13 protein-coding genes are annotated in these 14,345 nt (G+C 36.9%); all 13 read left to right on the plus strand.

The window, feature by feature from the left end; genetic code table 11:
- Nucleotides 1-179 precede the first annotated feature (179 nt).
- Nucleotides 180-2,579, plus strand: a complete 2,400-nt coding sequence (locus BANVL01_RS19725; protein WP_066095345.1) for a Na+/H+ antiporter subunit A — start codon at nt 180-182, stop codon at nt 2,577-2,579.
- The gene (locus tag BANVL01_RS19730) at nt 2,566-2,988 is read left to right on the plus strand and encodes a Na(+)/H(+) antiporter subunit B (protein ID WP_066095351.1); all 423 of its coding nucleotides are present in this window, start codon (nt 2,566-2,568) and stop codon (nt 2,986-2,988) included. The genes BANVL01_RS19725 and BANVL01_RS19730 overlap by 14 nt, the downstream gene beginning before the upstream one ends.
- Nucleotides 2,988-3,329 carry a Na(+)/H(+) antiporter subunit C gene (locus BANVL01_RS19735; protein WP_024027262.1) on the plus strand — a complete coding sequence of 114 codons (342 nt, stop codon included), beginning with the start codon at nt 2,988-2,990 and terminating at the stop codon, nt 3,327-3,329. The genes BANVL01_RS19730 and BANVL01_RS19735 overlap by 1 nt, the downstream gene beginning before the upstream one ends.
- Nucleotides 3,322-4,806: a Na+/H+ antiporter subunit D gene (locus BANVL01_RS19740; RefSeq protein WP_066095353.1), complete on the plus strand. Its 1,485-nt coding sequence runs from the start codon at nt 3,322-3,324 to the stop codon at nt 4,804-4,806. The genes BANVL01_RS19735 and BANVL01_RS19740 overlap by 8 nt, the downstream gene beginning before the upstream one ends.
- 2 nt (nt 4,807-4,808) lie before the next feature.
- Complete coding sequence (locus BANVL01_RS19745; RefSeq protein ID WP_066095356.1) at nt 4,809-5,285, plus strand: Na+/H+ antiporter subunit E; 477 nt, start codon at nt 4,809-4,811, stop codon at nt 5,283-5,285.
- A 47-nt stretch (nt 5,286-5,332) separates the two neighbouring features.
- Entirely contained in the window at nt 5,333-5,569 is a 237-nt protein-coding gene (locus BANVL01_RS19750) for a Na(+)/H(+) antiporter subunit F1 (protein WP_425311871.1), read from the plus strand.
- Entirely contained in the window at nt 5,553-5,912 is a 360-nt protein-coding gene (gene mnhG, locus BANVL01_RS19755) for a monovalent cation/H(+) antiporter subunit G (protein ID WP_066095361.1), read from the plus strand. Before BANVL01_RS19750 ends, mnhG begins: the two co-directional genes overlap by 17 nt.
- A gap of 468 nt (nt 5,913-6,380) precedes the next feature.
- A complete protein-coding gene (locus BANVL01_RS19760; RefSeq protein WP_066095362.1) occupies nt 6,381-7,463 on the plus strand; it encodes an ABC transporter ATP-binding protein in 1,083 nt (360 codons plus the stop codon).
- Nucleotides 7,464-7,483: 20 nt separating this feature from the next.
- Nucleotides 7,484-8,374 carry a carbohydrate ABC transporter permease gene (locus tag BANVL01_RS19765; protein ID WP_066095364.1) on the plus strand — a complete coding sequence of 297 codons (891 nt, stop codon included), beginning with the start codon at nt 7,484-7,486 and terminating at the stop codon, nt 8,372-8,374.
- Between the two features lie 17 nt (nt 8,375-8,391).
- Complete coding sequence (locus tag BANVL01_RS19770; RefSeq protein WP_156482372.1) at nt 8,392-9,216, plus strand: carbohydrate ABC transporter permease; 825 nt, start codon at nt 8,392-8,394, stop codon at nt 9,214-9,216.
- A gap of 98 nt (nt 9,217-9,314) precedes the next feature.
- Nucleotides 9,315-10,631: an ABC transporter substrate-binding protein gene (locus BANVL01_RS19775; RefSeq protein ID WP_066095367.1), complete on the plus strand. Its 1,317-nt coding sequence runs from the start codon at nt 9,315-9,317 to the stop codon at nt 10,629-10,631.
- Between the two features lie 97 nt (nt 10,632-10,728).
- Entirely contained in the window at nt 10,729-12,138 is a 1,410-nt protein-coding gene (locus tag BANVL01_RS19780; protein WP_066095370.1) for an MBL fold metallo-hydrolase, read from the plus strand.
- Nucleotides 12,139-12,154: 16 nt separating this feature from the next.
- Nucleotides 12,155-13,726, plus strand: a complete 1,572-nt coding sequence (locus BANVL01_RS19785; RefSeq protein WP_066095373.1) for a bifunctional metallophosphatase/5'-nucleotidase — start codon at nt 12,155-12,157, stop codon at nt 13,724-13,726.
- Nucleotides 13,727-14,345: the final 619 nt, after the last annotated feature.

The following is a 14,345-nucleotide window of genomic DNA, read 5'->3' on the forward strand; positions in this document are numbered from 1 at the left end:
ATTTGTGTAATCAACAAATTTTTATACAAGATGGTTTAATAAAAACGGGTTTTTATATGATCTTTTCAATGTTTTTACATTATTTAACAATATCAAGGGAAACCTTAATTAATAATATCTAATTACTTTACCATCTGTATTAAATTACATGGATAACATTTATTAAAGGGGGGCTTGTTTTGTCTTTGCTTCATCTAGCAATAATTTCACCATTCTTACTGGGCATCTTGGTACCAATTTTGTATAAGCTTCTCAGGCGAGTACATGCGGGTTGGTTTGTTCTTCCTTTGCCAATCTTTTTATTCATTTATTTTTTATCTTATATTCCTATTACCTCTAATCAACAGACTGTGATAAAATCCATCGCTTGGATTCCTACCCTTGGTATTGATTTTACTGTTAAAGTCGATGGGTTAGGGCTGTTATTTGCTCTTTTAATTACAGGTATTGGTTCGTTAGTAGTTCTCTATTCCATCTATTATTTATCAAAGGATAAAGAACAATTAAACACCTTTTATGTATACTTGCTCCTTTTTATGGGGGCCATGCTTGGTGTTGTCCTTTCTGAAAATTTGATTGTCCTGTATACATTTTGGGAACTAACTAGTTTTTCCTCTTTCCTGCTAATTGGATATTGGTACGACAGAGAAAAGTCCCGATACGGGGCACAGAAATCGATGCTTATTACGGTTTTTGGCGGGCTTTCGATGCTTGGAGGGATCATTCTCCTCTATTTAATGACTGGTACTTTCAGTATATCTGAGATCATTCAACAATCGAATGAAATTTTGACAAATCCATTGTTTATACCAGCTATGCTGTGCATCTTACTTGGAGCATTTACAAAATCAGCTCAATTTCCATTTCATATTTGGTTACCTGATGCGATGGAAGCGCCAACTCCAGTCAGTGCTTACCTTCACTCAGCGACAATGGTTAAAGCTGGGCTCTATTTAGTCGCTAGAATGAGTCCGATATTTGCTGAAAATGGCCTATGGATATGGCTAGTTGCAGGTTTCGGGATTGTGACGTTATTTTGGGGATCATTCTCAGCCGTTAAACAAACAGACTTGAAAGGTATTCTTGCCTTTTCTACTGTCAGTCAGCTCGGAATGATTATGTCTCTTCTCGGTATTGGTGGAGCGGCCTTGCATTTTGATTCAATTAATGATAGTTATTTCAGTGTTGCTACAGTAGCTGCAGTATTCCATCTAATCAATCACGCAACTTTTAAAGGCAGCCTTTTCATGGTAGCCGGGATTGTCGATCATGAAACTGGGACTCGGGATATTCGCAGGCTCGGCGGGTTAATGCACTTTATGCCTATTACATTTACCATTGCAATTATCGGAACCTTTTCAATGGCTGGTCTTCCCCCTTTTAATGGCTTCTTAAGTAAAGAAATGTTCTTTACCGCCATGGTGCGTGTACTTGAAATCGATTTTTTCAATCTGGAAACATGGGGAGTCCTGTTCCCTATCATTGCTTGGGTTGCCAGTATATTTACGTTTGTTTATAGCGTGATCCTCGTCTTTAAAACATTCACAGGCAAGTTTCAGCCAGAGAAATTAGCGAAAAAACCACACGAGGCTCCAATAGGAATGTTAATTTCCCCTATTATTTTGGCGTCTCTCGTCATTATTATCGGTTTTTTCCCTAACCTTCTTTCAAATACGATTATTGCACCAGCTGTGTCTGCTATCATGCCTAATTTTAAAGTGGATGTTCATATATCATTCTGGCATGGATTTAATACAGAATTATTTATGACAATTGGAGTCATTCTGCTAGGTATTTTGCTTTATAAAACTTTCCCGAAATGGAGAAAGGTGTACAGGCTTTTCCCAGAGAAGTTCTCGTTAAACCGTCTGTATAATAGTATTTTAGCCGATTCACAAAGAGCTTCTCGTACGATTACCAACAGATATTTGACAGGCTTTTCAAGGACCTATCTCCTCTATTTATTTGCATTTTTTATCATCATTTTAGCAACTACTTTATTTGTAAAAGATGCCTTTATCATTAAAACAAATAATGTATCAAGCATTCATATATCTGAGGCCATCCTTGCTCTTGTTATATCTATTGGTGCTATTAGTATTATTTTTGCCAAATCAAGATTAACCTCGATCATCTTATTGGGGGCTGTAGGATACACTGTTTCAATATTCTTTGTTTTATTCAGGGCGCCCGATCTAGCATTGACACAGCTGGTTATTGAAACGATCTCTGTTGCCTTATTCCTGCTTTGCTTCTATCATTTGCCAAAGTTAAAAAAGAGAGAAGAACGAATGAGATTCAGAATCACAAATGCGGTTATTTCCGTTGGAGTTGGAGCTATTGTAACAATGATTGCTTTGTCAGCACATAGTAATAAGCTATTTGATTCTATCGCCCAATACTATGTTGATAACACCTTTGAAAAAGCAGCCGGAAAGAACATGGTGAATGTAATCCTTGTTGATTTCCGTGGTTTTGATACGATGTTTGAAATCACTGTTCTTGCCATCGCAGCACTTGGAATCTTCGGAATGATCAAGTTGCGTCTGGAAGGAGGAAAGAAAAATGAAAACCAATGACCTTATTTTACAAACAACGACGAAAGTTGTGGTGTTTATCATTCTTCTTTTCGCAGTTTATATATTCTTTGCGGGTCATTATACGCCAGGCGGAGGATTTGTAGGCGGATTATTGACATCTGGAGCTATTGTTTTACTGTTATTAGCATTTGACCTAAAAACATTGCAAAATTTTTTACCATTCAATTATATCTATATGATTGCTATCGGCCTGCTTTTTTCAATCGGAACAGGAGCAGGATCGCTGCTTTTTAATGTTCCTTTTCTTACACATGCTTTTACTCATATCGATTTACCGATTCTTGGTGACCTATCGCTTCATACCGCTACATTATTTGATCTTGGAGTTTTCTTAGTCGTTGTGGGTGTAACGATGACCATTATTCAAACGATTGGGGGAGATGAATAATGGAAATATTAATGGCCTTTGTAATAGGAATATTATTTATGTGTGCAACCTATTTAATGCTTTCAAAGAGCTTACTCCGCATTATTGTTGGAACGGGATTATTAAGTCATGGTGCACATTTACTCATTCTAACAATGGGCAGTTTAAAAAGAGGAGCCGTTCCGCTGCTCGGAGAAAATGCAAGCTCTTATACGGATCCAATTCCCCAAGCATTAATTTTAACTGCTATTGTTATTAGTTTTGGTGTTACAGCCTTTTTCCTTGTTTTAGCCTATCGTGCTTATCAGGAACTTGGTACAGATAATATGGATAAAATGAGAGGAAATAAAGGAAATGATTAATTTTTTACTATTACCGATACTGATCCCGTTAATGACCGGAGTCCTTCTCATCTTCTTTCCAAAACATATCAAATGGCAAAGATGGATTGCAGGAATTTTTTCATTTATAACGATTATTGTTTCTACAATGTTGGTACAAAAGGTTAAAACGGATGGTATTCAAACACTTGACGTTTCTAGCTGGGATGCTCCTTTTGGAATCACACTTGTATCTGATATGCTTTCTGCCTTGCTAGTATTAACAACAAGCATTGTTGCATTTGCCTGTCTCCTTTTTTCATTCCGAAGCATTGGAGAAGAACGAGAAAAATTTTACTACTATCCTTGCTATAGCTTCTTAATAGTTGGAGTAAATGGCGCGTTTACAACAGGTGATATTTTCAACCTCTTTGTCTTTTTTGAAGTCATGTTAATGGCCTCCTACGCACTAATGGTGCTTGGGGGAACAAAAATACAACTGCGTGAAACGATCAAATATCTGCTTGTGAATGTGATTTCATCCGCTTTATTTGTGATAACAGTCGCTTACCTTTACTCAGTGGTTGGGACGCTTAATATGGCGCATATATCAGAGCGAATTAGTGAAGTGGGACAGCCAGGAATTATTACAGTCATCGCGATTCTATTTCTAATTGTCTTTGGATTAAAAGGTGCGATTTTCCCTTTATTCTTCTGGCTGCCAGACTCTTATTATGCACCGCCTGTTCCTGTAATGGCTCTTTTCGGTGCATTGCTGACAAAGGTGGGGGTCTACTCCATCATGAGAACGTACACTTTATTCTTTTATCATGATACTGGCTATACCCACCAGATTCTTGCCATTTTGGCCATTTTGAGCATTATATTTGGTGTAATTGGTGCAATTGCCTATTGGGATATCAAAAAAATCATTATTTACAACATCATTATTGCGGTGGGAGCCATTCTTTTCGGTGTTTCTGCAATGACACCCGATGCTCTTACAGGATCGGTGTTTTATTTAATTCATGATATGCTTATCAAAGCAGCGTTATTTCTATTGGTAGGTGTTATGATAGCTATTTCTGGCACAAGTAACTTAAAGGATATTAGCGGCCTGATTAAACGCTATCCAGGATTAGCTTGGACCTTTTTCATAAGCGCACTGGCGCTTGCGGGGATTCCCCCTCTAAGTGGATTTGTCGGTAAGCTTTTAATTATTAAGGGCGGATTTGAAGCAGAGCAATATTGGGGAGCCGCCATTGTATTAATGTCTAGTCTCTTGATCCTATTTTCAATTATGAAAATCTTTATAAATGGGTTTTGGGGAACACCTCGTGCTTATGAAGGAGAAGAGAAGGTACCGGTAAAAACGTTAATGATTGCACCAGTGGTTCTTGTTACGATTTCTGTCTTTTACGGAGTAGGCTCTGAAGTGATTTTTCCTTATATCTCACAGGCTGCTGAAACATTGGTAAACCCAGAAATATACATTGAAGCAGTCTTAAAGGAGAGATGAGAATGGCATTTCAACTATTATTAAACGTGTTCCTAGGTTTTATGTGGATGTTACTAACGGTAACATTTGAACCTGTTGCCTTTTTGAAAGGATACCTTTTCGGCCTTCTCATTATCTTTGCTTTCAGGAGATTTTTCCATTCACGGTTTTATCTTTTAAATGTGATTGCCGTGTTTAATCTTATTTATATTTTTGTAAGAGAACTGATACTATCAAATATAGCCGTGGTAAAAACGGTATTAAAACCTAAGCTTGATATGAATCCAGGTATATTTGCCTATCCGACTGTTCTGGAAAAGGATTGGGAAATAACAATTCTCGCCAATCTAATCACCTTAACACCTGGAACATTAGTCATTGACGTATCACCTGATAACAAAATCCTGTATGTTCATGCTATGGATATTAATACTAAAAAGGAATCGATTGATTCGATAAAAAATACTTTTGAAAAAGCAATCATGGAGGTGGGACGATAATGTTTCATACAGCGATCTTGATTGCAATTTTATTTATCGCACTCGCGATGTTAGGGTTTATTTACAGAGCAATTATTGGTCCAACAATTCCTGATCGAGTGATTGCACTTGATGCACTTGGGATCAATTTAGTGGCCCTGACTGCACTCATATCTATTGTACTTGATACAAATGCTTTTCTTGATGTTATTTTACTGATTGGCATTCTCGCCTTCATTGGAACTGTCGCCTTTTCTAAATTCTTAGAGAAGGGAGAAGTGATTGAAAATGATCGAGATCGTTAAACTAATTATTATTTTTTTTATTATGGTTGGAGCATTTCTAAACCTTGTTGCTGCTTTGGGAGTCATCAGGCTTCCAGATGTTTACACAAGGAACCATGCAGCATCTAAAGCATCGGCGCTTGGTATCATGTCTATTTTGCTTGGAACGTTTCTATATTTTTATTTTATAAATCATCATTTTAATTCAAGAATATTACTAGGAATTGTTTTCTTTTTCTTGACTACGCCTGTTGCAGGCCATCTTATTGGCAGGGCTTCATACAATTCAGGAGTCAAACTATGGGACAAAAGCGTGCAGGATGACTTAAAAAAGAGCAAGAACAACCCTGAAAATCGCGAATAGCTAGTTCATTAATTGAATTAAACGAAAGCCTTAAATAAATTTGTTCTAACGGGTAGGGATGCTAACAATAGTCACAAACAATCTGCGGAACAATAAAAATGAGGTGCTTTTTGTATTAGAAAAAGCAATAAGGCTAAAGATGATGAATCCAGAAGGTTTTCGGCGGTTTATCCTCTTCTTAATAGGAAGGGGAACTGACCCCAATGTCATTGAGGATGTTAATTGAGGCTTCTCATAAGTTCACTGAACTTATGAGAAGCCTCTTTTTTCATTTCTTGTGCAAGGTAATAACAACCTATATGTTAAAAAACAGACCAATGATTTATCATGTTTTTTAATTTTAGGTAAACGGTCAAGATTTTATTATACCATAGTATTCATGTAATCTGAATATTAAATTCACAAATACTTAATAAATCTTCGGTACTATTAGGGAGTAAACAAAACTAAACACGAGGAGGCATCCTTTTGAAAATACAGCTAAGAGATATCACCATGAGATTTGATAATGTTACCGCTGTTGATCGTTTAAATGTGACGATTGAAGAAGGTACGCTTGTTTCTTTATTAGGGCCAAGCGGATGTGGAAAAAGTACTACTTTGTTTATGTTAGCAGGCCTTTATCAACCAACCGAAGGTGAATTATATTTTGGCGAACGTCTCGTAAATAAAGTGGAACCAGAAAACCGCGAAATTGGAATGGTGTTTCAGAACTACGCACTATATCCTCATTTGACCGTTCTCAAGAATATCATGTTCCCGTTAAAAATGGCGAAAGTACCAAAAAAGGAAGCAGAAGAAAGAGCTAGAGAAATGGCCGCCCTCGTTCAAATCGATCACTTATTAGATCGTAAGCCAAGTCAATTATCAGGTGGACAGCAGCAACGTGTGGCAATTGCTCGAGCTTTGGTTAAAAAGCCAAAACTCCTCCTGTTAGATGAGCCGTTGTCCAATTTAGATGCCAGACTGCGTTTAGAAATGAGAGAAGAAATTAGACGTATTCAACAAGAAGTTGGAATTACAACCATTTTTGTTACTCATGATCAAGAAGAAGCCATGAGTATTTCAGATAAAGTTTTATTAATGAAGGATGGAAAAGGACAGCAATTTAGTCCTCCGCAAGATATGTATGACTATCCTGAAAATCAGTTTGTCGCTCAATTTATGGGGAATCCCCCGATAAATTTATTATCGGTTAAACTCGGCAATGATTTGCAAACGATTGTTTTACCCGATACGGAGGATACCTATCAATTAGATTCACTTGTAAAAAGTTATGTAGATAGTAATAGTAAATTGGAGCTTGGTGTTAGACCAGAAGACTTTTACATTGAATCCGATTTAGCAAAAGCGGGGATCACAGTAGAGGTCATGATGGTTGAGCGAATTGGAAGAGATAATTTATTGTATGCAAGATTGGGACAAACAAACCTGCGTGCCATTGTTTCTCCGGATGTAAAGGTCAATCAAGGAGAAAGGGTTAAATTAGCTATTCGTCCTGGACGTACTCATTTATTTGATAGGAGTAATGGTCAAAACTTGCTGCATTAAAAGGATAGGAGGTACTTATTTTGAATGATAAACCAACAATGAAAAAAACAATGAAGGCGATTCTTTATCTTATTCCTGCATTGCTAATCATTGGAACTTTTAGTTTTTATCCCATTATAAAGTCCTTTTTTATGAGTTTTTATACGGATTATGACTATTTTAAAGACCTTGTTTTTGCAAGAGGATTGGATAACTATACATTTATTTTCCAGGATCCTGAATTTTGGAAATCGATACAAAATACGATGATTTTTGTCATCGGCGTTGTTCCGCTGTCTATTATTATCTCATTGGTCATTGCTACATTTTTAAATCAAAAAATAAAGTTTCGCGGGTTGTTTCGTACCATTTACTTCATCCCGTTTGTTACATCTGTCGTAGCAGTATCAATTGTTTGGCGCTGGATTTTTCACAGCCAATACGGTGTGCTGAATTATGCCCTTGGTTTTTTGGGGATATCACCGATTAAATGGTTATCCGACCCTGATTGGGCCATGCCTTCCCTGATTATTTTAGCGATATGGAAAGGTCTTGGCTACAATATCATTATTTTCTTATCAGGATTACAAAATATTGATAAGCAATACTATTTAGCCGCTAGAATCGATGGGGCAGGGGCTTGGGAACGATTTAAGAATATTACGGTCCCATTACTATCGTCGACAACATTTTTTATTTCGATTGTTTCCATTATCAACTCCTTTAAAGTGTTTGATGAAGTCTTTGCTCTCTTTGGTGGACAACCAGGCCCTGCAGGAAGTGCGGAGACGATTGTTTACTATATTTATAATAAGTTTTACGGAGAATGGAACTTTGGGGTTGCCTCAGCAGCGGCCTATGTCTTGCTATTTATTATTTTTATTTTTACTCTAATTCAACTTTATGTTGGTAAGAAGAAAGTAAATTATTAACACAAGGGGGGAGAATATTGCAAAAAGAAGCACTTTCTAAAGGTTTTATTTATCTATTGTTAATCCTAGGCAGCCTATTGATGCTCTTGCCTTTTATATGGATGATAAGTACCTCCTTAAAAGCAGCAAACGAAGTGATGATTATGCCTCCAAAGTGGATTCCTACTGATATTCAATGGGGCAATTATATAAAAGCGTGGTTCTCAGCTCCTTTTGCTGTGTATTCGGTTAATAGTGTGATAGTTCTCATCGCAAGTACTATAGGTGAGCTAATCACTACAATTCTCGCTGCCTATGCTTTTTCAAGAATTAATTTTTATGGCCGCGATATTATTTTTTCTATACTGCTTGGAACCATGATGGTCCCTGGTGAAGTCTTACTGATTCCTAATTTTGTCACCTTATCGAATTTAGGATGGATTGATCATTACCAGGCATTAATCGTTCCTTGGTTAGCAAGTGTTTTTTCCATCTTTTTATTGCGGCAATTTTTCCTCTCGATTCCAAAGGAACTTTCTTTTGCTGCAAAAATCGATGGCTGCAGTGATTTTCGTTTTCTTTGGTCTGTTATGGTTCCCCTGGCAAAACCAGCATTAATAACGATTGCCATCCTTAAAGCTATTGGCAGCTGGAACGCTTTTATGTGGCCCTTAATCGTTACGAGTTCTGAAAATATGCGAACTTTACCAGTGGGATTAATCGCATTTAGTACAGATACCGGTACGAAATATGAATTATTAATGGCAGCGTCATCGATGATTATCTTACCAATGATTATTCTGTATATCGTTTTACAAAAATATATCATTGAAGGTGTTGCTAGAGCGGGAATTAAGGGTTAATTCAAAAAATATTGAAGGGGGTGATTGTCACTAAGTGATCCTGTTTTAAATAAAACGCTATTATCATATTTTTTATAAAAAATTGGAGGTTAGACACCATGAAAAAAATCGTACATGTTCTATTCGTTTGTTTGTTGGCTATTAGTCTTGCTGCCTGTTCAAATGCAACGAAACCATCTAGTCCTGAAAAGCAAAAAACGGCAGATATCCCAACGAAAATTGATAAGCCTGTAACCATTGAATTTTGGCATGCCATGACCGGTAACTTAGAAAAGACGTTACAAACGATGACACAAAAATTTAATGATTCACAATCAAACATCACTGTTAAACTGGTCAATCAAGGGACATATGATGATTTAAACAAAAAGTTAATGGCTGCAGCTAAATCACATACTTCACCTGTAATGGCACAAGCATATGAAGACTGGATGCAGGATTATATTAATAACGATTTAATCACGGATTTAACCCCATATATTCAAAATAAAACAGTAGGTTGGTCTGATTCCGAACTTAATGATATTGTACAAGTATTCCGGGATGAGAATAGTTGGAATAATAAATTCTACGGTGTTCCTTTTAATAAAAGTACAGAAGTTCTTTACTATAATACAGATATGTTTAATGAAAATAATTTAAAAGCTCCAACTACTTGGGCAGAACTTGGAAATGCCGCTCAAACACTAACAAAGGGAAATGTAATTGGGATGGGCTTTGAAAATGCAATTGGTCTCAATTTCCCAACTTGGGTACAACAAGCCGGCGGCCAATTTGTAGATGTTGACAACAAAAAGGTTACCTTCGATTCTGAAGAGGGTAAAAAGGCACTTACTTTCTTAAATGATATGGTTAACGATAAAAAGATTGCAAGACTAGCTGGTGAAGATAACTATATGTCTGATCCATTTAGCCGTGGTGATGTAGCAATGTATATCGGATCATCAGCAGGAATCTCTTTCGTAGAAGCTGGAGCGAAAGGTAAAATTAATTGGGCAACAGCTCCACTTCCTGCAGGCGAGAAAGCATCTACACAATTCCAAGGTACAAATTTAGTGACGTTCAATTCAGCAGACGATCAACAGAAACTTGCGGCTTGGGAGTTTATGAAATTCCTTGCTAGTAAAGACCAGACTATTTATTGGGCTCAAAACACTGGATATGTACCAGTTCGTGAATCAGCTTTAAAAGACCCTGTATGGTTAAAATATATTGAAGAAAATCCAAAATACGCTGCTGCAGAAAAACAATTTGATGCTGGTTACTTCTTCCCGCATCTTGACGGTGCATTTGCAATGAAATCAGCGTATTCTACTGAAATTCAAGCAGTATTAGTTGGGAAAAAATCAGTTGATCAAGGACTCCAAGATGCTGCAAAGAATACTCAAGATGCTTTAGACAAGGCTAATAAATAAATAGAAAAAAGAAGAAATGGGGGCCAGTCAATGGTTCCCTTCTTCTTTAAAATAGACAGTTCAATCGTTGAAAATATTTTACGAGGTGAAAAATTAAATGACAAAAGATTTACATCATACCAATATAAGATTTTGGGGCGGCTTGAAAACGATTGGTGGAACAGTTGTATCTGTAGAATACAAAAATTCTCGTGTTATTTTTGACTTTGGTCTTACGTATGATCCGGCAACGAATATTTTCGATGGGCAAATAAAAAGACGTTCTCGTGGGATGGTGCGTGATAACCTCAGACTAAATTTGATTCCACCTATTGATGGCTTATACGCAGCCGAGAGCCTGGGTTCCTACCAGCGAGACCTTATCCCAGCGGAAGAATATGGTCAAGAAACGGCTGTTATCATTTCTCATTTACACCTTGATCATATTGGTGCAATGGGATTAATTGCTCCTTCCATTCCTGTGTATGTAACGAAAGAAAGCCATGAACTTTATCAAGCATTAGAAGTGATAGGGGAAGGGGTTCCGGGTATCCGTGATTATCAATTCTGTGACTATGGTGTATCTTTCTCAATAGGAGAAATCAAGATTACTCCTATACAGGTTGACCATGATATTCTCGGGGCATGTGCTTACCATATCCAAACACCAGATGGAGTCATTCTTTATACGGGAGACCTCAGAATGCATGGGAAACACCCAGAACAAATAGACCATTTTATTAATGAAGTAAATCGACTTGGTTTAGATGCCATGATCATGGAAGGAACCACATTGGGCAGTGTGGAAGAAATGAGAGAGGCAATTATGGGGAATCCTATCATTCCTGAGGGGATGACAACAGAAGGAAATATTCCTGAAAAAATGAGTGACAGGCTAAAAGAGACCAAAGGTTTGGGAATATTTAACGTTTATCATCGAAATCTTGATCGGTTAACCGGAATAATAAAAGCAGCACAAGACTCTTCTAGGAAAGCTGTTTTTGAACCAGAGACCGCTTATTTACTAGACAAGTTAACAAATGAGCATGACTTTCTAGTTTATAAGTCAATTGAAACAATATTTGAAGAACAAGCAGGAACATTACCAGAATGGAAATTGAATTTGTTCAATAAGCATGACACAATTCGTGCAGAAATGATTAATAATAGTCCTGGTGAATATTATTTGCAAAATACGTATGAAAATGTCCTCGAGTTATTTGATATAAATGTTAGTGAGGGGATATACATCCATTCAAACGGTGTGCCTTTGGGGGACTTTGATCCCGCTTATGAAAATCTAAAGAAAATCTTAACGAAATTGAAAGTCGACTATGTCTATATTGGTGCAGGGGGACATGCTATTCCTTCGCATTTAAAATATATCGTAGATCGAATCAATCCAAAAATCTTAATTCCATTACACAGCTTTAATCCAGAAAGGTTAAAACCTAAATCCGGAATGCAAATGCTAGTGGATTATGGTGTAGATTATGTTTTAAAAGATCATCAAATAACTGCAAATTAAGGAGAGGAGTTCACAAATGGAAAAAATGGATCTTGTCATCCTTGAAACAAGTGATGTACACGGCAACATTTTCCCGATTAACTATGGCAGTAATCAATCATCCGATGTTGGTTTAGGTAAAATTGCTTCTTTAATCAAAAAGGAGAGAGTAAAAAACCCGCATGTATTATTGATTGACAATGGTGATTTAATTCAAGGAACTCCTTTAACCTATCACTATGCCAAAATCCAAGGCGATCGGCCCAATCCAATGATTATGTTAGCAAATGAATTGAATTATGATGCGGCTGTTTTTGGAAATCATGAATTCAATTATGGTAAAGACATCTTAGCTTCGGCTGTCAATGAATCTAAGTTTCCTTGGCTTTCAGCTAATATTGTTAGTAAAGAAACGGGTGAACCCTACTTTGGAAAACCTTATATAGTAAAAAAGTTAGGAGACCTAAAAGTGGGCATTCTTGGCTTAACAACCCAGTATATACCTAACTGGGAACAGCCTCAGCATATTGAAGGGTTGAGATTTGAGGATGCTGTTGTAACGGCCAAAAAGTGGGTTAAGCTATTAAAGGATGATGAAAAAGTAGATATTGTCGTGGTTTCCTACCATGGTGGGTTTGAACGAGATTTAGAAACTGGAGAGCCAACTGAAACATTGACAGGTGAAAATCAAGGATACCAAATTTGTATGGAAGTAGAAGGTATTGACGTGCTATTAACAGGTCACCAGCATCGTCAAATTGCTGGAAACAGGATTAATGGAGTGATCGTTGTTCAGCCTGGAAAAGATGGGAGTGCCTTAGGAAAAGTAACTTTACAGCTAGAAAAGGATGAACCTAGCTGGAAATGTGTGCAAAAATCCTCTGAATTGCTATCCATAACTGCTGTCGAAGAAGATATCAGCTTACTGGAAAAGGTGAAGATGTACGAAGACGTTACACAGGAATGGTTGGATCAACCGATTGGAAAAATCGAAGGAGATATGATTTTTCGAGATCCAATGGAAATTAGAACAAAGGATAATACGCTAGTAGAATTTATCAACCGTGTCCAAATGGAGGTTACGGGAGCTGATATCTCAAATACAGCCATATTTGATATCCTATCACAGGGGTTTCCCGAGAATGTAACAATGAGAGCAGTTGTTTCAAACTATATCTATCCGAATACCTTAAAGGTAATCCGTATTACGGGACAAGATATGAAGGATGCATTGGAGCAGTCAGCCTCTTATTTTGAACAATTTGACGGTGAGGAAATAAAAGTAAATCCTTCATTTATTACACCAAAACCGCAACATTACAATTATGATATGTGGGAAGGGATTGAATATTTGATTGATATCTCGAAGCCCATTGGTGAAAGAATAGTAAAGCTGGAGTGCAAAGGCAAACCGGTTGAACCGGAAAAAGATTATGACGTTGTTATGAATAACTATCGTGCAAGTGGCGGCGGGAATTATCTTATGTATCAAAACAAACCGGTTATTAAAGAGATCCAAACAGATATTTCAGAAATCATAGCAAACTATATACTTGAAAATAAAGTAGTAAAAGCAACCGTAAATCATAATTGGAGGGTCATTTATTAAATAGTGGTGAAATCACTCATTAGAGCTGATTACTTTTTATATCACGAAAATCATATTATTCTTTAGTCGCTTAACTGACTCTTTACTAAAGGATACAATTCAAGCTTCTCACGGGTTTTAACCTTGTGGGAAGTTTTTTTGCAAAAAAATAAGGTACGATATGTTAAAGTTTATAGAAGATAGGGTTTAGATGATGGTCGTATCGCAGGGTGATATGCCTTGCAATTCATCGGGACTTTTATAGCGTTACCCGATATGTACAAAACCTTAGACGATACAGCTAAAAACCTTGTGTATCAACAAAGAAAGATTAGAAGCAACCAATGAAACGGAAATTACGATACCTTATACATTTGAAAATCTACCAGCGACCCCAATCAGTTAAAAGAAATCACTATTTTTCAAATTTCAACAAATTCCCGGGAAATATCTACAAATTTTGGGTAGAAATCGACAAAAAATTGGGCTGCTCATATGTAATAAGATTTCCTAACAAGGTTCAGGAAGCCTATGTAGTGTGAAGGTAACTATGCCTTCAAGGTTTTATTTTTTCTAATGCCTCGAACCAAATTGCTGAATTTGTTCGAGGTATTTCTTCTACTATGGTTTGTAAGATGAA

The sequence above is a fragment of the Neobacillus novalis NBRC 102450 genome (genome assembly GCF_001591805.1).
Classification (GTDB): domain Bacteria; phylum Bacillota; class Bacilli; order Bacillales; family Cytobacillaceae; genus Neobacillus; species Neobacillus novalis.